The sequence below is a fragment of the Curtobacterium sp. AB7 genome (genome assembly GCF_044909335.1).
Classification (GTDB): Bacteria; Actinomycetota; Actinomycetes; order Actinomycetales; family Microbacteriaceae; genus Curtobacterium.
On the sequence record NZ_JBIYED010000002.1, the window covers coordinates 492,234 to 513,150 of the forward strand.

17 protein-coding genes and 1 tRNA gene are annotated in these 20,917 nt (G+C 70.5%); 11 read left to right on the forward strand and 7 right to left on the reverse strand.

Annotated features, from left to right (window positions below):
* Positions 1-89: 89 nt before the first annotated feature.
* From ABH929_RS08385 to ABH929_RS08410, 6 genes are all read left to right on the forward strand, one after another.
* Positions 90-728, forward strand: coding sequence for a TetR/AcrR family transcriptional regulator (locus ABH929_RS08385; RefSeq protein WP_404560856.1), 639 nt, complete (start codon positions 90-92; stop codon positions 726-728).
* A gap of 75 nt (positions 729-803) precedes the next feature.
* Positions 804-3,479, forward strand: coding sequence for an MMPL family transporter (locus tag ABH929_RS08390; protein WP_404560857.1), 2,676 nt, complete (start codon positions 804-806; stop codon positions 3,477-3,479).
* A gap of 290 nt (positions 3,480-3,769) precedes the next feature.
* Positions 3,770-4,210, forward strand: coding sequence for a MarR family winged helix-turn-helix transcriptional regulator (locus ABH929_RS08395; protein WP_111086213.1), 441 nt, complete (start codon positions 3,770-3,772; stop codon positions 4,208-4,210).
* Positions 4,211-4,261: 51 nt separating this feature from the next.
* Positions 4,262-4,474, forward strand: coding sequence for a hypothetical protein (locus ABH929_RS08400; RefSeq protein WP_205462972.1), 213 nt, complete (start codon positions 4,262-4,264; stop codon positions 4,472-4,474).
* Between the two features lie 41 nt (positions 4,475-4,515).
* The gene (locus ABH929_RS08405) at positions 4,516-5,604 is read left to right on the forward strand and encodes an alkene reductase (RefSeq protein WP_404560858.1); all 1,089 of its coding nucleotides are present in this window, start codon (positions 4,516-4,518) and stop codon (positions 5,602-5,604) included.
* 241 nt (positions 5,605-5,845) lie between these two features.
* Positions 5,846-7,972, forward strand: coding sequence for an acyltransferase family protein (locus ABH929_RS08410; protein WP_404560860.1), 2,127 nt, complete (start codon positions 5,846-5,848; stop codon positions 7,970-7,972).
* Here ABH929_RS08410 and ABH929_RS08415 read toward each other — a convergent pair.
* Entirely contained in the window at positions 7,873-8,232 is a 360-nt protein-coding gene (locus ABH929_RS08415) for an HIT family protein (protein ID WP_404560861.1), read from the reverse strand. The genes ABH929_RS08410 and ABH929_RS08415 overlap by 100 nt on opposite strands.
* A gap of 27 nt (positions 8,233-8,259) precedes the next feature.
* Here ABH929_RS08415 and ABH929_RS08420 point away from each other — a divergent pair, with 27 nt between their 5' ends.
* Positions 8,260-8,418, forward strand: a complete 159-nt coding sequence (locus tag ABH929_RS08420; protein ID WP_404560862.1) for a hypothetical protein — start codon at positions 8,260-8,262, stop codon at positions 8,416-8,418.
* Positions 8,419-8,515: 97 nt separating this feature from the next.
* On the opposite strand, the gene ABH929_RS08425 is transcribed toward ABH929_RS08420, so the two are convergent.
* The 3 genes from ABH929_RS08425 to ABH929_RS08435 form a co-directional block, all read right to left on the reverse strand.
* Positions 8,516-8,588 (reverse strand) — tRNA-Arg (locus tag ABH929_RS08425).
* 109 nt (positions 8,589-8,697) lie between these two features.
* Positions 8,698-9,483, reverse strand: a complete 786-nt coding sequence (locus tag ABH929_RS08430; protein ID WP_404560863.1) for a dienelactone hydrolase family protein — start codon at positions 9,481-9,483, stop codon at positions 8,698-8,700.
* A gap of 28 nt (positions 9,484-9,511) precedes the next feature.
* A complete protein-coding gene (locus ABH929_RS08435) occupies positions 9,512-10,933 on the reverse strand; it encodes a glucose-6-phosphate dehydrogenase (RefSeq protein ID WP_404560864.1) in 1,422 nt (473 codons plus the stop codon).
* A 76-nt stretch (positions 10,934-11,009) separates the two neighbouring features.
* Here ABH929_RS08435 and ABH929_RS08440 point away from each other — a divergent pair, with 76 nt between their 5' ends.
* The 3 genes from ABH929_RS08440 (at position 11,010) to ABH929_RS08450 (ending at position 15,526) form a co-directional block, all read left to right on the forward strand.
* On the forward strand, positions 11,010-12,167 hold the full coding sequence (locus tag ABH929_RS08440; RefSeq protein ID WP_240347404.1) for a Gfo/Idh/MocA family protein: 1,158 nt from the start codon (positions 11,010-11,012) through the stop codon (positions 12,165-12,167).
* 8 nt (positions 12,168-12,175) lie between these two features.
* Positions 12,176-13,099, forward strand: a complete 924-nt coding sequence (locus tag ABH929_RS08445) for a sugar phosphate isomerase/epimerase family protein (RefSeq protein ID WP_404560865.1) — start codon at positions 12,176-12,178, stop codon at positions 13,097-13,099.
* A gap of 66 nt (positions 13,100-13,165) precedes the next feature.
* Positions 13,166-15,526: a 5'-nucleotidase C-terminal domain-containing protein gene (locus ABH929_RS08450; RefSeq protein ID WP_404560866.1), complete on the forward strand. Its 2,361-nt coding sequence runs from the start codon at positions 13,166-13,168 to the stop codon at positions 15,524-15,526.
* A 329-nt stretch (positions 15,527-15,855) separates the two neighbouring features.
* Here the strand turns inward: ABH929_RS08450 and efeB are convergent, their stop codons facing one another.
* The 3 genes from efeB to efeU are packed head-to-tail and all read right to left on the reverse strand — an operon-like array spanning position 15,856 to position 19,956.
* Complete coding sequence (gene efeB / locus ABH929_RS08455; RefSeq protein ID WP_404560867.1) at positions 15,856-17,157, reverse strand: iron uptake transporter deferrochelatase/peroxidase subunit; 1,302 nt, start codon at positions 17,155-17,157, stop codon at positions 15,856-15,858.
* Positions 17,154-18,356: an iron uptake system protein EfeO gene (gene efeO / locus ABH929_RS08460; protein ID WP_263090043.1), complete on the reverse strand. Its 1,203-nt coding sequence runs from the start codon at positions 18,354-18,356 to the stop codon at positions 17,154-17,156. The genes efeB and efeO overlap by 4 nt, the downstream gene beginning before the upstream one ends.
* Before the next feature lie 4 nt (positions 18,357-18,360).
* Complete coding sequence (gene efeU, locus ABH929_RS08465; protein ID WP_404560868.1) at positions 18,361-19,956, reverse strand: iron uptake transporter permease EfeU; 1,596 nt, start codon at positions 19,954-19,956, stop codon at positions 18,361-18,363.
* Between the two features lie 69 nt (positions 19,957-20,025).
* On the opposite strand from efeU, the gene ABH929_RS08470 reads away from it, so the two are divergent.
* Entirely contained in the window at positions 20,026-20,811 is a 786-nt protein-coding gene (locus ABH929_RS08470; RefSeq protein ID WP_263090039.1) for a trimeric intracellular cation channel family protein, read from the forward strand.
* The last annotated feature ends 106 nt before the right edge of the window (positions 20,812-20,917 follow it).

Below are 20,917 nucleotides of genomic sequence, written 5' to 3' on the forward strand. Positions count from 1 at the left end.
AGAACCGAGTTTCCAGCGCGGGGTACGAACCTGAGGATGCACTCGCAGTCGTTGCACCGAGTGCATCGATGCACCTAGTGTTCTCATTCGTGACCCTCACGACCGACCGCCGCGCCGCGCTCAAGGCGAAGCACCGTGCGGCGATCCTGCAGGCGGCTCGCGACCTGGTCGACGAACGCGGCGGCCGTGAGTTCAGCGTCGACGACCTGGCAGCACGGGCCGACATCGCGCGGCGGACGGTGTTCAACCACTTCGCCTCGCTCGACGAGGTCCTGCTGGCCGTGTGCGAGCAGGAGCTGTCCGTGATCATCGACCGGTTCCTCGCCGACATGGCGCGGACGCCGATCGGCGACGGCAGCCGGGCCTCGATGTTCGACGAGCTCGAGTCCGCCGCACGCGGAGCCGACCTGGCAGCCGCGATCTCGAGCATGTACCGGATCCTCGGCGACCCGGGCAAGGACGACCCGAAGGCCGCGGTCCTCACCCAGACGGCGTTCTCGCGGGTCACCGAACGACTCCGCGACGAGGTCGCACGTCGTTACCCGGCGGCGGATCCCCTCGACGCCGCCTTGCTAGTCGAGTCGCTCATGAGCGGCATCGTCGTGATCGCGGAACACTGGCTGGCCACCTCCGGCCCCGCTGTCGACGAGCAGTCCGTCGCCGACTGGGACGCCCTGCTGGCACGACTCGTGCACAGCGTCCGCAGCGGCTACATGCCCACCGACTGACACTTCCCTCCCCAGGGGTCCACCGGCGCACCCCGCTCCACACAGCACCTGCAACGAAAGGAACGGGGCAACCGCATGGCCGGTCTCCTCTACCGTCTCGGACGGTTCTCCGCACGACGCCACTGGCTCGTGATCATCACCTGGGTGGTGATCATGGCCGTCGCCGGCGTCACCTACAGCCTGTTCTCGGGCACGATCTCGTCGGCGATCTCGATCCCGAACACCAAGACCAGTCAGGTGCAGGACGAGCTCGCCGACAAGTTCCCGTCCGCGAACGGCGGCAACGGCACGATCGTCTTCGAGACGAAGAACGGCAAGGCGTTCACCGACGCGCAGAAGTCGGAGGTCGCGGACTTCCTGACCAAGGTCGAGAAGCTCGACGGCGTCAAGGGCGCGACGAGCGGCTTCGACACCCAGGACCAGCTCGACGAGCAGCGTCAGAAGATCGTCGACGGCCGCAAGGAGATCACCGACGGCCGCGCGAAGCTCGAGACCGGCCAGGACCAGCTCGACGCCCAGAAGGCGCAGCTGACCTCCGGCAAGCAGCAGATCAAGGACGCCCAGGCCCAGCTCGACGCCCAGAAGGCCCAGGCCGAGGCCGCCGGTGCAGCGCTCCCCGCAGCGCAGGCGCAGGCCGCGGCCGCGCAGCTCCAGCAGGCCCAGGCACAGATCGACGCGCAGCAGGCGCAGATCGATGCCGGCGAGCAGCAGATCGCCGAAGCCCAGAAGACGATCGACGCCAACACGAAGAAGCTCGACGACAGCTCCGAGGAGCTGGAGCAGGGCTCGAAGCTCCTCGACCTGTCGAAGGACGTCCGCTTCGTGTCGTCGAACGGCAGCGCCGTCATCGGCACCGTCCAGTTCACGAAGTCGACCTACGAGGTCCCCGCCGACACGAAGACCGCCATCGCGGACGACGCCGACTCGGCCGACATCAGCGGCGTGAACGTCTACGTGTCGAACGACATCGCGCAGGGCGTGCCGTCGATCCTCGGCCCGGGCGAGATCGTCGGCGTCGTCATCGCCGCGCTCGTGCTCTTCCTGATGCTCCGCACCGTCATCGGTGCGGCGATCCCGCTCGTCAGCGCCGTGCTCGGTGTCGGCGTGGCGTCACTCGCCTCGCTGTCGTTCTCCGGCCTGGTCGAGTTCATCTCGGTCACGCCGGTGCTGGGGGTGATGTTGGGCCTGGCGGTCGGCATCGACTACTCGCTCTTCATCCTGAACCGACACCGCACCCAGCTGAAGCAGGGCATGCAGGTGCACGAGTCCATCGGCCTCGCGAACGGCACCTCGGGCAACGCCGTGGTGTTCGCCGGCGCGACCGTCATCGTCGCCCTGCTCGCGCTGAACATCACCGGTATCCCGTTCCTCGGACTCATGGGCACGGTGGGGGCGGTCGCGGTGTTCTTCGCGATCCTCATCGCCACCTCGTTCACCCCGGCGCTGCTGTCCCTGATCGGGATGCGGATCCTGCGGAAGAAGGAGCGGACGAAGATCGGCAACACCGGCTCGACCCGGGTGCCGAACAAGCCGATGAAGACCTGGCGTGCGATCGTCACGCTCGTCGCCGGCGTCGCCGTGCTCGGCACCATCGCGCTCCCCGCGACGCAGATGCGCCTCGGCCTGCCGACCGGTGCGTCCGAGTCCGTCGACTCGAGCCAGTACAAGGCGTACAAGGCCCTCGACGAGGAGTTCGGTGCCGGTCAGAACGGCCCGCTGCTCGTCGTCGCGACGCTGCCCGACTCGATCAGCAAGTCCGACGTCACCGCGACCGAGGTCACCATCGGTGAGGCCCTGGCGAAGAACGACGACGTCAAGGCCGTCCTGCCGATCGGCACCTCGTCGGACCGCGACATCATCGCGTTCCAGGTGAAGCCCGGCGGCGGTCCCGACAGCATCTCCACCGAGAACCTGGTCAAGGACCTGCGCGACCAGACCGTCACGACCGACGACGGCACGGTCACGCTCGGTGTCGCGGGCAACGCGTCCGCCAACATCGACGTGTCCGAGAAGCTGTCGAACGTCCTGCCGCTCTACCTCGTGGTGGTCGTCGGCCTGTCGCTCATCATCCTGATCATCGTGTTCCGGTCCTTCCTGGTCCCGATCACGGCGACGGCGGGCTTCATCCTGTCCGTGATGGCGTCCTTCGGTGGCCTGACCGCGATCTACCAGTGGGGCTGGCTCGGCTCCGTGTTCGGCGTGCACGACCCGGCGCCGATCCTGAGCTTCCTGCCCATCATCGAGATCGGCATCCTGTTCGGCCTGGCGATGGACTACCAGCTGTTCCTGGTGTCCGGCATGCGTGAGGCCTACGCCCACGGCGCCTCGGCGAAGGTCGCGGTCCAGCGCGGGCTGCACGCCGGTCGCGCGGTGGTCACGGCAGCGGCGATCATCATGATCTCGGTGTTCGCGGGCTTCATCTTCTCGGACTCCTCCACCATCAAGCCGATCGGGTTCGGCCTGGCGTTCGGTGTGCTCATCGACGCGTTCGTCGTCCGCATGCTGCTCATCCCGGCCGCGATGCACCTGCTCGGCCAGAGCGCGTGGTGGTTCCCGAAGTGGCTCGACCGGATCGTGCCGGACGTCGACGTCGAGGGCGCGAAGCTCGAGCGGTCGCACCCGACCTCCGGTCAGCCCGGTCAGCCCGGTCAGCCCGGTCACGAGGACACCCACACGGGGTCGCACGCCCTCCCGGTGGCGCCGGACGCCAACGCGCACGAGTCGGGGCACCCGCCCGCGCACCGCGCGTAGTCGACGCACCCAGCCTGGAGGCCCGGGGTCGGTCCACGAGACCGGCACCGGGCCTCCCGTGCGTGCGCCCACCCCGCGCCCCGCGACCGACTGCATGCGTCCGCACCTTCCGACGTTCCACCCGTTGATCGACGCGTGGAACGTCGGAACATACACACGCATCTGATGCGTCCGCAACGTGCGACAGAACACGCGTCGATCGACTGGTGTTCTGTCGATACCTGTGCTCGCATGAACGCGGCCGTCGCGCCAGCCGGGAACACTTCGTGGGCGAACGGTATCGTGGGCGCATGACCTCCGCACCCGACCCGCTCGCGCTCGACCGGCAGCTCTGCTTCGCCCTCGCGGCCACGAGCCGGAGCGTCATCGGGCTCTACCGCGACCTGCTCGAGCCGATGGGCCTGACGCATCCGCAGTACCTCGTGATGCTCGCGCTCTGGGAGCAGGATCCACGGTCGGTGCGCGAGATCGCCGGCGAACTCCGGCTCGACTCGGCGACCCTCAGCCCACTGCTGAAGCGGCTCGAGGCCTCCGGCTACGTCCGCCGGACGCGTAGTGCCGCCGACGAACGGCAGCTCGAGGTCTCGCTCACCACGGCCGGGCGGGCACTGCGCGACCGAGCGCGAGCGGTCCCCCTGGCGGTCGCGGACCGACTCGGGTGGCCGTTGGAACGCCTCGAAGCACTCAAGGACGACCTGACCGAACTCCTGGAACGCGTCGACCAGGTGTGATCCGCGGCCGATGGTGCCATAATGATTCGTGCACGAACGAAAGGATGCACCGTGGGTCGCTTCGGCAAGTGGTACGAACGGTGGAACACGACGCTCATCGACAAGATGGGTCCGTCGCAGATCGGCGCCGGACACCCCGAGGGGGTCGACGACCGGTCGGTGGACCGTGGCTGTCCGATCTGCGGCAAGCCCCTCTCGCTGCACCAGGTGATCCGCCCCGAGGGCCAGGTCCGCTCGTCGACCCTGGTCTGCCCGCGCGACTGACGACGGGAATTGCACCGAGCAACACGACGTTCCCCTCCCTCGTGAAGCTCTTCGAACCCACCTCCTTCGGCGCCCTGCGCCTGTCGAACCGCGTCGTCATGGCCCCGCTCACGCGCACCCGCGCCGGTGAGCACGGCATCCCGAACGACCTGCTCGTCGAGCACTACCGTCAGCGTGCGGGCCTCGGCATGATCATCACCGAGGGCACCTGGCCCGTGCAGGAAGGCCGCTCCTACCCCGGGCAGCCCGGCATCGAGACCGACGAGCAGATCGCCGGCTGGCGCCGCGTCGCCGACGCCGTGCACGCCGAGGGCGGCACCATCGTGATGCAGCTCATGCACGGTGGCCGTGTCTCGCACCCCGACATCTCGCAGACGCCGCGGATCGTCGCCCCGAGCGCCATCGCCGCTCCCGGACAGACCCACACCGCGACCGGCAAGGCGGACATGCCCGTCCCCCACGAGCTGACCACCGCCGAGGTGCAGGACGCCGTGCGGGGCTTCGCGCAGGCGGCCCGCAACGGCATCGCCGCCGGACTCGACGGCGTCGAGGTCCACGGTGCCAACGGCTACCTCGTGCACGAGTTCATGTCCCCGGTGTCGAACACCCGCACCGACCAGTACGGCGGCTCCCCCGAGAACCGCGCCCGCTTCGCGATCGAGGTCACGACCGCCGTCGCCGAGGCCGTCGGCGCGGACCGGACCGGCATCCGCCTGTCGCCCGAGCACGGCATCCAGGGCGTCATCGAGGACGACGCGGCCGACGTCCGCGCGACCTACACCGCGATCGCCGAGGGCCTCGCGCCCCTCGGACTCGCCTTCATCGACATCCTGCACGCCGAGCCGACCGGCGACCTCGTGCAGCACGTCCGCCGTACCGCGGGTGCACCGTTCGTCGTCAACTCCGGCTTCTCGGCGTTGACCACCCGCGACGAGGCCATCGCACTCGTCGACGGCGACCACGCCGACGCCGTCGCCGCCGGCCGCCCGGCCATCGCGAACCCGGACCTCGTACACCGCTGGGAGCAGGACGCGGAGCTCAACGAGGCCCGTCCCGAGCTCTTCTACGGCGTGACCGCCGAGGGCTACACCGACTACCCGTCGCTGGCCGAGGTGCGCGCGGCCGTCTAGGGCTGCGCGCGGATCCACGACACGCGGCGCGCTGTGCGTCGAGGTTCCACGACACCCCGCCCGCGTTCCGTCGAGGTTCCGATCAGGACGGTGCGTGCCCGCGAGGTTCCGAGATCTCGGAACCCCACGGGGTGGGGGCGACCGAACGACGGACGGGAGGCCCGTGGCGAGACCGCCACGGGCCTCCCGTCTTCTCGCGGACCGCCCCAGGGCGTGACGCGCTTCTCGTAGGATCGTCGCGGTGAACACTGCAACGCCGGGCGAGCGGGGCCCCGCGCACCGCGCGCGCGACACGACGCGGTGGGACATCCAGGGTCTCCGCGCGTTCGCGGTGTCGGCCGTCGTCGTGTACCACCTGTGGCCGCACGCCCTGCGGGGCGGGTTCGTCGGGGTCGACGTCTTCTTCGTGATCTCCGGGTTCCTCATCACCGGGCTGCTGCTGCGCGAACAGCTCGCCACCGGCACGATCCGCCTCGGCCGGTTCTGGTCACGCCGGGCCGAACGCCTGCTGCCGGCCGCGTTCCTCACCATCACCACCACCGGCGCCGCGGTGCTCGTCGCCGTGCCGAGCGCGCTGTGGGGGCAGTACGGCCGCGAGCTCATCGCGTCGACCGTCTACCTGCAGAACTGGGAGCTGGCGGCGAACTCGGTCGACTACCTGGCGTCGACCGACGACCCCTCACCGTTCCAGCACTTCTGGTCGCTGTTGGTCGAGGAGCAGTTCTACATCGTCCTACCGCTGCTGTTGATCGGGTTGGCCGTCGCCGTGCGCGGGCGCCGCTCGACGCTGACCACCGCTCGGCTGCTGCTCGGCGCGGTCGTCGTGCTGTCCCTGGTGTGGAGCATCGTGCAGACCGGCACGAACCCCGGCGTCGCGTACTTCTCCACCGGCACCCGAGCGTGGGAGTTCGCGCTCGGCGGCCTCGCCGCGACCGTGCACCTGCCCGAAGTCCGCACCGAGGTCGCCCGGCGGGTGCGCATGATCCTGACGAGCATCGGCGCCGTGGCCCTCGTCCTGTCGCTGTTCGTCATCGGCGCGGAGACGCCGTTCCCCGGTATCGCCGCGCTGCTCCCCGTCGCCGGCGCGACCCTCGTGGTGCTGTTCGGCGGACGCACCGTGTTCGAGTCGATCGGCGCGCTCGGACCGGTCGCGTTCACCGGACGGATCTCGTACGCGCTGTACCTCTGGCACTGGCCGCTCGTCGTGATCCTGCCGATCATGCTCGGATGCCCGCTCGACTGGGCGACCGGCACCTCGGTCCTCCTGGTGTCGGTCGGACTCGCAGCCGTCACGACCATCTGGTTCGAGGAACCCGTCCGGTTCTCCACCTGGCTGCGCGATCTGCGGCCCCGCGGGGTCGTCGCCCTCGGCGTCATCTGCACCTTCACGGTCGTGACCCTCGGTGCCTCGACCCTGACCGCCGTCCACGTGCAGGAGGTCCACGCCGAAGGCGCCACCGAGCAGCTCACGAAGCGGCTCGCGACCGAACGGGCACAGGACGACGAGTCCTGCATCGGAGCAGCCGCGCGGATCAGCTCCGCCGATCCCTGCGTCGACCCGGCCCTCGCCGACACCCGGATCCCGGCCCCCGCCGCAGCCGAGGACGACGACGCGAACCGCTCCGAGTGCTGGAACGGCACCTTCCGCACCTGCGTGCTCGGCAAGGCGACCGGCTGGTCGAAGCACCTGATCGTCATCGGCGACTCGCACAGCAACGCCCTGCTCGGCGCCTACGAGAAGATCGCCGACGACAACGGGTGGCGCATCGACATGGCCGGCAGCGGCGGCTGCTACCTCACCACGGCGCAGCAGCACTCGGTGAACGCCGGTGCGCTGCGCGGCTGCAACGCGTGGAAGCACGCGGCCATCGACTACGTCCGCGCCCACCGCGACGCCGACGCCCTGGTCGTCACCCACGCCGCAACGCAGATGCCCGTCAGCCTGCCGGCCGGAGCCTCGCGCGACATCGCGACCCGCAACGGCCTCGTCGACGCCTGGGAGCAGGCCGCCGGCGACCAGCTCCCCGTCATCGCCATCCGCGACAACCCGGTCCCCCGGCCCGACGTCATCGCCTGCGTGAGCAAGATGTCCGGGCCGACGAACGCGTCGTGCGACCGGCCCCGCTCCGAGGCGCTCGCCCAGACCGACTCGTCGATCGAGGCCGTGCGGGCGTTCAAGGCCGCCGGAGGACGAGCCGGAGTCATCGACCTGACCGACTACTACTGCACCGAGACGACGTGCCCCGCGGTGATCGGCGGCGTGCTGGTCTACCGGGACACCACGCACATCACGGCGACGTGGGCGACGTCGTTGGAGCCGTACCTCGAGCGCGGGCTGCAGAAGCAGCTCACGGCGCTCGGGCGTTGAGCGAGAGCGCTTCGTGAGCAGAAATGGTCGAGGTGCTGCTCGTCGAGCCGGGCCTTCAGCAGCGCCACCATCCGGGTCATCGCGGAGAGCTCGCCCTCGGTCGCGTCGAACCAGCTCGTGATCCGCCGCTTCGGGACGACGAGCGTGTGGCCAGGTGACACCGGGTGTGCATCGAGGATCGCGAAGACGTAATCGTCGTCCGCGACCCACTGCGCTGGTGGTACCTGTTCGAACACGGACGTCGTCGTCATGTTCCCCATCCAACCTCGCCGTGCTTCACTCGGACCATGACCTCGACCACCGTCCTCGCATCCTGTGCCGTGGGAACCGTCGAGTGCCACGACACCGCTTCGGTCGACCTGCTGCCCCTGCTCGTCGTCGTCGCGCTCGTCGTCGTGGCGCTGGTCGCTCCGGGGATCGCGCTGCTCGGGCGTCAGCTTCGGTGAAACACGACTCGCACACGAACCACCAACGACGAAGGGCCCCGGCGGAATCCGCCGGGGCCCTTCGTCTGTTCGGTGTCATGCCGTCCAACCGGCACTGTGCGCTCGAAGGGACTCGAACCCCCAACCTTCTGATCCGTAGTCAGATGCTCTATCCATTGAGCTACGAGCGCGTGGCCTTGCGGCCGTGGAAGACTCTACAACAGCTCCGGCCCGGGCGCCAATCGAGGCCGCCCGACCGCTCCACCCGGCGTGTCGCGAGGCGACAGCCGAGCCCCGACGTCACAGCACCGCGGCCTCCTCGCCGAACACCTCGGCCAGGAACACCTGCAACGCCTGCCACGATCGGCGGTCGGCGCGCTCCTGGTACTGGGCGCCGTGGTCGGGCGCGTCGGTCCCCGGCACGGCGAACGCGTGCATGGCACCGGCGTACGTGACGACCTGCCAGTCGACGCCGGGCTCGGTGCGCATCTCGTCCTGCCAGGCGTGCACGGCGTCGTCGGGTACGACCGGGTCCGCTCCCCCGGTCAGCACGAGCAGCTTCGCCCGGATCGCCGAGGCGTCGGCGGGCTCGTGTGTGATGAGGCCGCCGTGGAACGACACCGCTCCGGCCAGGTCGGCGCCGGTGCGCGCGAGTTCGATCGCGGTGGAGCCACCGAAGCAGTACCCGATCACGACGATGCGGGCGGGGTCGACGTCGGGGTCCTGCCGCAGCCGCTCGAGTCCGGCGGTCGCACGTGCTCGGAGCAACGGCAGGTCCTGGTAGTACGAACCGGCGACCTGGCCGGCGGTGTCGTCCCCGGGCCGGACGCCGGCGCCGTAGATGTCCGCGCCGAAGGCCACGTAGCCGAGACGGGCGAGCATCGTCACGCGCGCTTCGACGTGCTCGTTCACGCCGTGCCAGTCGTGCACGACCAGGACGGCGGGGCGGGGCCCGGCGCTGGCCGTGTCCTTCGCGAGTACGCCGAGCAGGTCGGTGCCCTCGTGGTCGTAGTGGACGGGCTCGACGCGGATGTCGGCGCCGGCGGGTTCGGGAACGGTCTGCAGGACGTCGTCGATGGTGGTCACGTCGTCCGACGCTACGCCGCCGTCCGGCTCAGGCGTCGATGTTGTCCCAGTCCTCAGGGCCGTTCGACCCGGCCGGGTACTCGTCGAGCGGTGTCGTGCCGGCCTTCCACGCCTCGAGGAACGGTCCGACGACCTTCCAGCCCTGCACGGCGCTGTCGCCACGGACGGACAGGGTCGCATCGCCCTCGAGCACACCGGCCAGGACCTCGCCGTACGCGCTGAGCCGTCCGGGGTTGAACGTCGTCTCGAGACTGGTGCGGTCGATCGTGTACGGGTCGCCGGGGCCGTTGACGTTCAGCTCGAGCTGCATCTCGTCCGGGGCGATCCAGATCCGGAGCCGGTCCGGTTGCGCTGCGCCGGACAGACCGACCGGCACCTGCGGGGAGTCCTTGAACGTGATGACGATCTCGCGGCGCTGCTTCGCGAGCGCCTTGCCGGAACGCAGCGTGAAGGGGACTCCGGCCCATCGCCAGTTCGCGATCTCGAGGGTCAGCTGGGCCAGGGTCTCGGTGCCGAGCGACGGGTCCACACCGTCCTCGTCGGCGTACGACGGCAGCTTCCGGTCGCCGACCGTGCCCGCGGTGTACCGGGCGCGCTTGCCGGCGGCGACGACGTCTCCGCCCCACGGCCGGACGGCGCGCAGCACGAGTTCCTTCTGGGTGCGCAGGTCATCGGCGTCGATCGACGCCGGCGCCTCCATCGCCACGACCGCCATGACCTGCAGCAGGTGGCTCTGGATCATGTCGGTGAGGGCACCGGCCTTGTCGTAGTAGCGCGCGCGGCCCTCGAGCCCGAGGGTCTCGTCGTACACGATGTCGACGCGTTCGACGTGCTGCGAGGACAGCAGGGGCTCGATGATGCGGTTCGCGAAGCGCAGCCCGATCAGGTTGAGCACCGTCGAACGGCCGAGGAAGTGGTCGACCCGGTGGATGCGCTCCTCGGGGATGAACGAGTGCAGCAGGTCGTTCAGGTGCTCGGCGCTGGCGGCGTCGGTGCCGAACGGTTTCTCGAGCGCCAGGCGGGTGCGCTTCGGCAGGTCGATGTGGGCGAGCTGTTCGCAGCTCTTCTCGGTCACGGCCGGGGGCAGCGCGAAGTAGATCGCGGGGTCGTGGTCGCAGTCGGCGAGCAGCGCGCGCAGGTCGTCGGCGCTCGTGACGTCCGCCTTGCGGTACGAGGACGCGTCGATCACGGCCTGCAGCCGCTCCGACAGCGACGAGTCGCCCTCCGCCCCTTCGTCGCCCTCGTTCTTCGACGCCTGCGCGTTCTCGAAGGACTCGCGCACCTGCGCCTTCCAGTCGGAGTCGGAGAGGTCCTCGACACCCGCCCCGATGAGCTGGACGTCCCAGTCGTCCTTGACCTCGAGCAGGGTCGCGAGACCCGGCAGGAGCAGACGCTTGGACAGGTCGCCGCTGGCTCCGAGGATGAGCAGGCTGGTCTGGAGGCTCGACATGCCTCCGACCGTACTCATCGGCCCCGGTGGACGGCCGGGCCGCTACGGTGGTGACAGTTCGGCGCGAGGGAGCACCATGAGCAGTGGGTACGAAGGACGACGCCTCCGCGTCGTCGTGATCGGCACCGGCATGATCGCGGGGGTCCACGCCCGCGCGGCCCGGGCCGCCGGTGCCGAGGTGCTCGGGGTGCTCGGTCGGAACGCATCGCGCTCCGAGCAGGTCGCGGCGCAACTCGACCTGCCTCGTGGGTACGCCTCGCTCGACGACGTCATCGCGGACGCCCCCGACGTCGTGCACATCTGCACCCCGAACGACCAGCACCACCCGCAGGCGATGGCGGTCATCGCCGCGGGCATCCACGTGGTGTGCGAGAAGCCCCTCGCGATCGACCCGGCGCAGGCCGCCGAACTCGTCGCCGCGGCGGCGGACGCCGGTGTCGTCGCCACGGTGCCGTTCGTGTACCGCTACCACCCGATGATCCGCGAGATCCGCGCGCGCATCGCCGACGGCGACCTCGGTCGACTGCTCGCCGTGCACGGCCACTACCTGCAGGACTGGATGCTCGACGAGGACGCCTCGAGCTGGCGGGTCGACCCGACCTCGAGCGGGTCGTCCCGGGCGTTCGCCGACATCGGTTCGCACTGGTGCGACCTGGTGGAGTTCGTCACCGGTGAGCGCTTCACCTCGGTGTCCGCGGCGACCGACATCGTCTACCCGACCCGGCCCGCGGCCTCGGGGCCGTCGTTCTCCGGCTCGCCGGACCCCGACCCGGTCGCCGACGCTGCGGAACGGGCCGAGGTCACCACCGAGGACACCGCGGTCGCGACGTTCCGCACCGGCACCGGGCGCATCGGCAACGTGGTGATCTCGCAGGTGGCCTCCGGCCGGAAGAACCGCCTGTGGTTCGAGGTCGACGGCACCCGCGGCAGCGCCGCCTTCGACCAGGAGCAGCCCGAGTCCGCGTGGTTCGGCAACGAGCGCGGTGCCCAGATCGTCGTCCGCGACCCGTCGCAGGGGTACCCGGACCAGCGGCGTCTGGCGATCGTGCCGTCCGGGCACCCGCAGGGATACCTCGACGCCTTCGCCGCGTTCGTCGCCGACACCCACACCGCGGTCCGCACCGGTGTGGCGCCCGACGGGCTGCCGACCTTCGCCGACGGCGCACGCTCCGCCGACATCGTCGACGCCGTGATCACGAGCGCGGCCGAGACCACGTGGCGGGAGATCCGGTGAAGCTCGGCATGCTGACTGCCTGTCTGCCCGGGTGGTCGCTCGACCGGATCGCGGACTTCGCCGCCGAGCAGGGCTACGAGCGGCTCGAGGTCGGCGTGTGGCCCGGCACCGGTGGCCGTGACTTCGAGGCGGCGCACCTGCCCGTGGCGACGTTCACCGACGAGGACGCGGCGGCGACCCGTGACCTGCTCGACCGCACCGGCCTCGAGATCTCGGCACTCGCGTACTACGAGAACAACCTGCACCAGGACCTCGCCCGGCGCGAGGAGATCCGCACCCACCTCAAGCACGCGATCGATGCGGCGCAGGTGCTCGGCGTGCCGTACGTCGGCACGTTCATCGGCCGTGACGTGAGCCGCAGCGTCGTCGACAACATGCGGATCGGCGACCGGGTGCTCCCCGAGCTCGTCGACTACGCCGGCGAGCGCGGCGTGCGGTTGATCATCGAGAACTGCGTGATGGAGGGCTGGCACCCGGACGGCTACCCCGGCAACCTGGCGTACTCGCCCGAGCTCTGGGGCTGGGTCACCGGCCTCGGCTTCGGCCTGAACTGGGACCCGTCGCACCTGACCTGGATCGGCATCGACCCGGTCGAGACGATCCTGCCGTTCGCCGAGCACATCGTGCACGCCCAGGCGAAGGACCTCGAACTGTTCCCGGCGAAGCGCAACGCGTACGGGTTCTTCGGCAAGGTCGACAAGGGCGACGACCCGTGGGACATGGGCTGGTGGCGCTTCCGGGTGCCGGGCCGTGGGGTCGTGGACTGGCCACACGTCGTCGACCGCCTGTACGAGGCGGGCTTCGACGGCACCCTGTCGGTCGAGCACGAGGACCCGCTCTGGGGCGGCACCGACGAGAAGGTCCTCGAGGGGCTCCGCATCGCGCACCGCACCCTCCGCCCCCTCATCGCACACGACCCCCGGTCCATGTGAACGTCGTGTGACGACTTCGACGCGACACTGGCGGGTCGGCTGTGCGTCCTCATAGGTTCTCCGACGATGAACCTCCACTCCTCTCCGCGCCGCCGACGGCGCATCATCAGCGGCGCGGCCTTCGCCACCGCGGGTGTGCTCGTCGCACTGTCCGTCCCCTCCACCGCCGTCGCCGCCGAGGGCGACACGACGATCGACATCATCGACGTCAACGACTTCCACGGCCGCATCGAGTCCGAGGGCACCGCCGTCGACAAGGCGGCTGGTGCCGCCAAGCTCGCCGGTGTCGTGCAGTCGTACCGCGAGGCCAACCCGAACACGATCTTCGCCAGCGTCGGCGACAACGTCGGCGCCTCGACGTTCACCTCGCTGATCCAGCAGGACGCCCCGACGATCGATGCGCTCAACGCCATGGACCTCGACGTCAGCGCGATCGGCAACCACGAGCTCGACAAGGGTCAGGACGACCTGACCGGGCGCATCGAGGACCGTGCCGACTGGCCCTACGTCTCCGCGAACATCGTCGAGCAGGGTACGACCGAGCCCGCGTTCACCCCGTACTCCATCGTGGAGAAGGGCGGCGTGAAGGTCGGCTTCATCGGCGCGACCACCGAGGACCTGATCCCCGGGCTCGTCAGCCCCGGCGGCGTGCAGGGTCTCGCGATGGCCCCGATCGTCAGCCAGGTCAACAAGTACGCCGACCAGCTCACCGACGACGACGAGTCGAACGGCGAGGCCGACGTGCTCGTGCTCCTCGTGCACGAGGGCGCCACCACGAGCGCCCTCGCGGACGCGACCGGCACCGGCGCCTTCGGCAAGATCACCTCCGGTGTCTCGGAGAAGGTCGCGGCGATCGTCTCCGCACACACCCACGCGAAGTACAACCACTCGATCGCAGGCCCGACGGGCACACCCCGTCCCGTCATCCAGACCGCCTCGTACGGCGTGAACTTCGGGCACCTGCAGCTCACCGTCGACGCCGACAAGCAGCTCACCGGCATCACGTCCGAGGTCAAGTCGGTCAACGGTGAGACCCGCGTGCCGGCCGACACCACGTCGGTCGACGAGGTCACCGGCATCGTGTCCGCCGCGAAGGCCGTCGCCGACGTGGAGGGCAGCAAGAAGCTCGGCGAGATCACCGGCGACCTGCGCCGCGCGGTCCAGTCGGACCGCACCGCTGAGAACCGCGGTGGCGAATCGGTCCTCGGCAACTACATCGCCGAGGTGCAGCGTTCCGCGACCGAGCGCAACGGCTCGCAGGTCGCCTTCATGAACCCGGGCGGGCTCCGCACGGACATGGTCTACAAGTCCAGCGGCGCGGGTGACCCGGACGGCACCGTCACCTACAAGGAAGCGGCGCTCGTCCAACCGTTCGCGAACACCCTGGTCACCGAGGACATGACCGGGCAGCAGATCAAGAACGCCCTCGAGCAGCAGTGGCAGCCCGACGGCCTCGAGCGTCCGTTCCTCAAGCTCGGCGTCTCGAACGGCTTCGCGTACACCTACGACCCCGCGAAGGGCCGCGGTGAGCGCATCACCGGGATGACCCTCGACGGCGAGCCGATCGCGCTCGACGACACCCTCAAGGTGACGGTCAACTCGTTCCTGTCGACGGGTGGCGACAGCTTCGCCGCCTTCGCGACCGGCACGAACGTCGCGGACTCGGGCCAGGTCGACCTGCAGGCGCAGGTGGACTACTTCCTCGCCAACCCGTCGGTCACCCCGCCGGCCGACCAGCGTGCCGTCGGCACCACGGTCACGCCGACGCCCGCCGGTGGCTTCCAGCCCGGTGACGAGATCAGCATCGCGCTGTCGTCGCTCGTGTTCAGCAGCGACGACCCCACTGCAGCCGGCACCGTGTCGGTCAGCGCCGGCGACGTCGAGCTCGCCACCGCCGAGATCGACCCGACGATCGTCGACAAGACCGACGAGCAGGGTCGTGCGACGCTGACCTTCGCCGTGCCCACCATCGAGTCGTCGGTCGACGCAACGACGGTCCGCGCGGCTGCCCGTGCCGCAGCGACGACGGACGAGCCGCTCGTGGTCACCCTTCCGGGCGGCCAGATGATCACGCTCGCCGTGACCATCCCGCTCGCCGCAGCCGTCGACCCGACGGACCCGACCGAGCCCACGGACCCGACCGAGCCCACGGACCCGGCGGACCCCACGGACCCGGCCGACCCCACGGACCCGGCCGACCCGGGCAACGGCAACGGCAACGGGAACGGGAACGTTCCCGGAACCGGAACCGACCTGGCGGGCGACCCCGCCGACTCCACGAACGCCGGCGGTGACCTCGCCTACACGGGCGCGGACCTGACGGCGGCGGGGATCGCAGCGGGCCTGCTCCTGCTGGCGGGCATCACCGCACTCGTCGCCGTGCGCCGGAAGCGCGCACGGATCGACGCGAGCATCCAGGCGGACTGACGCCGCGCCTCCAGTCCGACACGAACGGGCCGTCTCACCACCGTGAGGCGGCCCGTTCCGTCGTTCCGGGAGGCACGGATCGCGTCCGGCGCGCACCGCGCGCGGCCCCGCTGGCGCGCTCCCTGTCCCACAGCCGCGCTGGCACTGCGGATCCGGGGATCAGCGGGGTACTCTCGGGCCTGTCGCATCGCGACGCGTCGCGCCGGGTCGCCTCTCAGGTCGGCGGTGGTTCCGTTCGACGAGACCCCGCGACGCGGGTGCCCTCCGCCTCCAGGGAAACGGCGGAGGGCGCCCTCTCCCCCGGCGGCGTCAGCGCACTCCGGACACGGTCAGCGGAACAGCTGCTCGCCGATGTACGACCCCTTGCGCGGTGCCGGCGGGATCGCGAACACCGCGGAGCCGATGTGCGAGACGTACTCGTTCAACCGGTCCGAGGCGCCGAGCTTCCGCTGCAGCCGGGTGAAGTGCTCCGGGTCGTTCATGTAGGCCAGGAACAGCAGCCCCGCGTCGAGCTGGCCGTACTCGTTGAGGCCGTCGGTGTAGTTGTACGGACGACGCAGGATCTTCACGCCGCCGTTCGCCTCGTGGGCGGCCAGGGCGATGTGGGACGTCGCGTCGATCTTCGTGGCACCGTCCTTCCCGGTCACCGCGAAGTCCGGCGTCGTGTGCTCGGTCCCGCCGGACAGCGGTGCGCCCTCGATCTTGGACCGACCGAACACGCGCTGCTGGTCGCTGACGACGTCGGCGTCCCAGATCTCGATGTTCATCCGGATCTTCCGCACCACCTGGTAGGTGCCGCCGGTCATCCACTCCGCGCCGTCGCCCGGGTCGTCGACCCACACGAAGCGGTCGTGGTCCTCGTCCGTCGTGATGTTCCTGGTGCCGTCCTTGAAGCCCATCAGGTTGCGCGGCGTCGTCTGGTGCGGGCCGGCCGACGCACGACCGAAGCCGAGCACGGTCCACCGCACGGTCGCCGTCCCCCGGGCCATCCGGGCCAGGTCGCGGACAGCGTGGTAGGCCACCTGGGGGTCGTCGGCGCAGGCCTGCAGCGACAGATCACCCCCGGTCAGGCCGGCCTGCAGGTTGTCGCTCGGCAGCCGAGGCACGTCGGCGAGCGCCGCCGGGCGCTTGTCGGCCAGACCGAAGCGCTCGTCGAAGACGCCGGGGCCGAGCCCCACCGTGACCGTCAGGGACGCCGGGCCGAGGTCGAGCGCCTCACCGGTGTCCGCGCCGACGCCGTCACCGTGCGCAGGCTCGACACTTCCGACGGTCTTGCCCGCCTGCAGCTGCGCGATCGCCGCGGACCAGCGGGCGAGGAGCACCTGCAGCTCGGTCGCGACACTGGTGGACAGGTCGAAGGTCATGAAGACGCAGTACCGCTGGGGTGCGGTCTGCACCCCGCCCTGCGGCTGCCGGGCGGCAGTCGCGTAGAACGGGTGGCTCTGGGACAGGTCGATGGACTCGTCACCGTTGGCGGCCGCCGTGAACGGGTCGACCCCCGTCGCGGCCGTGGCACCGCCGATACCGACCGCGGCACCGGCACCCGCTCCGGCCGCGGCGAGTCCCGCGCCGAACAGCCCACGCCGGGAGACCCCGGTGCGGGCTGCGCGGTCGTCGTCGGGCTGCGTCACGCGGTGGCGACCTTCTCGGCGAGGCGGGACAGCGGGTCCTGCAGGGCCTGGATCTGCTGCGAGATGCGGTTCGCGTCGGACTGCTTGGTGCCTGCGTCCCACGTGTCGAAGCCGCCCAGGTCGTCGGCGTTGCGGTAGCCGTCCATCATCGTGTTCGTCGCGTCGAACTGCTTCGCGATCTGCTTGGTGAGGGTCGGGTCGAGCTTCGTCAGGCCCGGCTTGAGGTACGCGAAGGCCTGACGGGCACCCTCGACGTTGGCGGCGAGGTCGACGAGGTCGATGTGGCTGTACGCCTCTTCCTCACCGGTGACCTTGTTCGACTGGACCTCCTCGAGCAGGCCGGCGGCACCGTTCGCCAGGTCCTCGGGCTTGTAGTCGAGCGTCGGGACGAGCTTCGCGAGCAGCTGCACGTTCTCGGTCAGGTCGGCCGCGGTCTTCTTGGTCGACGCGGTGATCTCCCCCGCCTGGAACAGGTCCTTCTCGACGGCGTGGAACCCGCTCCAGCCGACGGCCGGGTCGAGGTTCGAGGCGCGCATGTCGATCAGGTAGTCGAGGTTGCCGGCGTTGTCGGTCGCCTCGTGGCCCTTCTTGACGAAGCCGTCGACGTCGCTCTCGACGTGCTCGTAGAACGGGCGGGCGTTCGCGTAGTCGGTCTTCGCGGCCTCGAGGTCGCCGGCGTCGACGTCCTTCTGCAGGAGTTCGACCGCGGTGACCATGTCGGTGACCTGGCCGTCGACGTAGTCGGCGTAGCCCTTCGTGCCCTCGTCGAGCAGGGTGGCGGCGCTGCTGTTCGCGGTGGAGGTGACCTTGCCCGTGACCGTGAAGTCGGTGAGCTCGGTGTCCGCCCCGGGGCAGTACACCTGGTACTTCCCACCGGTCAGGGTCGCGGTGAACTGCACGGCGTCGAGGCCGGGTGCGAGGTTCTCCTTCTCGCCGAGGATCCGCTGGTCCTGCAGCAGTTCGACCTCGGTGATGGCGGTCGAGGACTCGTTCTCCACCGAGAACGTGACCGGCCCGGCCGGCACCTTCGTCTCGGAGACCGTGCACTGGTCCGAGCCGTCGTTCGTCAGGGTGATGGTGACGCGCGAGACCTTCGCGGCGTCGGTGGAGCTGTCCGAGGCACCGTCGGAGCTCGCGCAGCCGGTCAGCGCGAGGGCGGTGACGACGCCGAGGGCGCCGAGGGTGATCAGGGGTCGCACGGGCTTACCGAACGGCATAGTCGTTGCTCCTTGCAGGGTCCCCGGCGGGTGGGCCGCGTGTCGGGACGGTTTCGGGGGTGGGGTTCACGGGTGCCGTCCGACGACGGCGGTCACGGAGCGCGAGCAGCGCCTGGGCGGCGGCTGCGACGCCGAGGGCGATCGGCAACCAGGCCTCCCAGAGCAGCAGCTCGGCAGCCCGCGTGTCCGCGGTCGCCACCGCAGTGGCGGACCGCTCGACGCGGGAGTCGGGGACGGACCACACGGAGCGGTCCAGGGTCGTGGTGCGCGCGGACGGGAGGCCCCCGTCGCTCAGCGTCAGCACCGTGCGTTCGTCGCGGGTGGCGTCCAGGACCCCACCACCGACCGTCCACAGGGTCACGGTGTCGCGCACCGCCCAGCGGGCGGTGAACGGGCCGGGGTTCGTCGACGGCGAGACGCCGACCGGGATCCGGCCGAACAGGTCGACGAGGTCGTCGAGCGTCAGCGTGGCGGGGCGGTCCGCTGCGGTGGCCGACGTGCGCACCCGCCACCGGTCGGCGGCCACGCCCGCTCGGGTGACGCGGCGGTGGGCCGACGTCGGCAACGTGATCCGTGCCTCCTGGCCGGTGGTGGTGCCGGCGACGCGGAGGACGCCGGACGCGCCGTGGACGTCCGCCGAGACGGAGGTGGCGTCCCCGCTGACCGCAGCGGTGCGCGGCAGGTCGACCCCGCCTGTCGGCACGGCGATCGCCAGTGCTGCGGCGGCGACCGCGAGCGCACCGGCGACCGTCGCGCGGATCGCCGGAACGCGTGCCGCCGACGGACGCCAGGCCCGGGGCCAGAGGGTCAGGGCGAGGACGGGCACGACGTACAGGACCCAGCCGAGCACCTCGATCACCCGGGGATCCGGCGGGATGCCGAGCACGCCCGTGACGAGCGCACCCTGCACCGAACCGTTCGGGGCGAGCCAGGACAGGTCGACGGTCCGCTGCTGCCCGATGACGATCCACCCGGCCTCGTGCGCGTGCCGGAGCACCGTCAGCACGAGCCCGCCGGCGACGAACACGAGGAAGACGCCGGTGCCCGTGAAGAACTTCGACAGGTTCAGCCGGACGCCGCCGGTGTAGATGCCGTAGCCGATGACGACGGCGCCCGCGATGCCGATGACCGCGCCGAGGGCGGCGAGACCGGTGTCCGACGACGCCTGGAAGGTGGCGAGGAGGAAGACCGCGGTCTCGAAGCCCTCCTTGAGCACGGCGAGGAAGGCCATGCCGGCGAGTGCCCACGCGGTGCCGCGGCCGAGCGCCTCGGTCGCGCTCGCCTCGAGTTCCTTGGTCAGGGTGCGTGCGTGGGTGCGCATCCAGACGATCATGCCGGTGACGAAGACCACGGCGACGATGCCGATGATCGCCTCCATGCCCTCCTGCTGCGCCTGCGGCAGGGCCTGCTCGACGACCTGCAGGCCGAACCCGACGCCGATGCTGAGCACGACGGCGACCCCGACGCCGAACCACATGGGGGCGAGGGGGACACGGTTGCGACGCAGGAACGCGGCGATGATGCCGACGATGAGCGTCGCTTCGAGGCCTTCACGGAGGCCGATGACGAGGGTGGCGAGCATGACGTAGGTGAGGCTAACCTAACCGCCGTTCGGCCCGCCAGTCGTTCGGCGTGGGGTTTGATGGTTCTCATGAACCTGCTGTCCGTCGAGGGCCTGGCGTCGGTCACGAACGTGCTCGACCTCGCCGGGGTGTTCGCCTCCGCCCTGCTCGGCGGATCGATCGCCCGGGCGATGGACTTCGATCTGTTCGGGTTCCTGGTCGTCGGCTTCGTCTCGGGTCTCGGCGGCGGCATGCTGCGCGACACCCTGCTGCAGAACGGCCCCCCGGTCGCACTCGTCGACCCGCTCTACGTGCCGGTCGCACTGGCCGGGGCGCTCATCGCCTTCTTCGTGTCGTTCTCCGAGATCACCTGGGACCGGCTGTTCACGGTGCTCGACGCGGCAGTGATCGGGTTCTGGGCGGTGGTCGGGGTGCAGCGCACCTACGACGCCGGCCTGGAGTGGCCCGCAGCGATCATCATGGGCACGATCACCGCGGTCGGCGGCGGCGCGATGCGGGACCTGCTGCTCCGCCGGGTGCCCGCGGTGTTCGGCGGGAACGCGCTGTACGCCACCGTGGCAGTCGCGGCGTCGGTGGTGATGGTCGTCGCGTCCGCCCTCGGATCGCCGTCGATCGGGATCGTCGCCGCGATCGCGCTGTCGCTCGGCCTGCGCTGGGGCGCTGTCCGCCGCGGCTGGGGACTGCCCAACGGTCGTGACTGGCAGCCGAAGTCGACGCTCGGCTCGCTGCTGCGGCGCGGTCGGAGCCTGCGACCCGACGCACTCCGGCTGCTCCGACGCCCCGGACGGCGCACGGGGGCGGGCAGCGTCCGCGAAGAACACGACACGGCAACGGAATCCTCGTTCGACGACTGAGGGGTGTCATCTGTCGGTGCTCCGGCGTAGCATCCCTACCGTCGGGTATCGACCCGGCTCATGTCGTCAGCACCGAACCGACGCGACCCGAACGCGGCGGTTCCGC

Bases quoted from the DNA above. Each gene is read 5' to 3' on its own strand.
- ABH929_RS08435 (WP_404560864.1), bottom strand. From the start codon at position 10,933: ATGTCGAGCCTCCAGACCAGCCTGCTCATCCTCGGAGCCAGCGGCGAC.
- ABH929_RS08440 (WP_240347404.1), top strand. From the start codon at position 11,010: ATGAGCAGTGGGTACGAAGGACGACGCCTCCGCGTCGTCGTGATCGGC.
- ABH929_RS08445 (WP_404560865.1), top strand. From the start codon at position 12,176: ATGCTGACTGCCTGTCTGCCCGGGTGGTCGCTCGACCGGATCGCGGAC.
- ABH929_RS08390 (WP_404560857.1), top strand. From the start codon at position 804: ATGGCCGGTCTCCTCTACCGTCTCGGACGGTTCTCCGCACGACGCCAC.
- efeU (WP_404560868.1), bottom strand. From the start codon at position 19,956: ATGCTCGCCACCCTCGTCATCGGCCTCCGTGAAGGCCTCGAAGCGACG.
- ABH929_RS08420 (WP_404560862.1), top strand. From the start codon at position 8,260: ATGACCTCGACCACCGTCCTCGCATCCTGTGCCGTGGGAACCGTCGAG.
- ABH929_RS08415 (WP_404560861.1), bottom strand. From the start codon at position 8,232: ATGGGGAACATGACGACGACGTCCGTGTTCGAACAGGTACCACCAGCG.
- ABH929_RS08470 (WP_263090039.1), top strand. From the start codon at position 20,026: ATGAACCTGCTGTCCGTCGAGGGCCTGGCGTCGGTCACGAACGTGCTC.
- ABH929_RS08395 (WP_111086213.1), top strand. From the start codon at position 3,770: ATGACCTCCGCACCCGACCCGCTCGCGCTCGACCGGCAGCTCTGCTTC.
- ABH929_RS08450 (WP_404560866.1), top strand. From the start codon at position 13,166: ATGAACCTCCACTCCTCTCCGCGCCGCCGACGGCGCATCATCAGCGGC.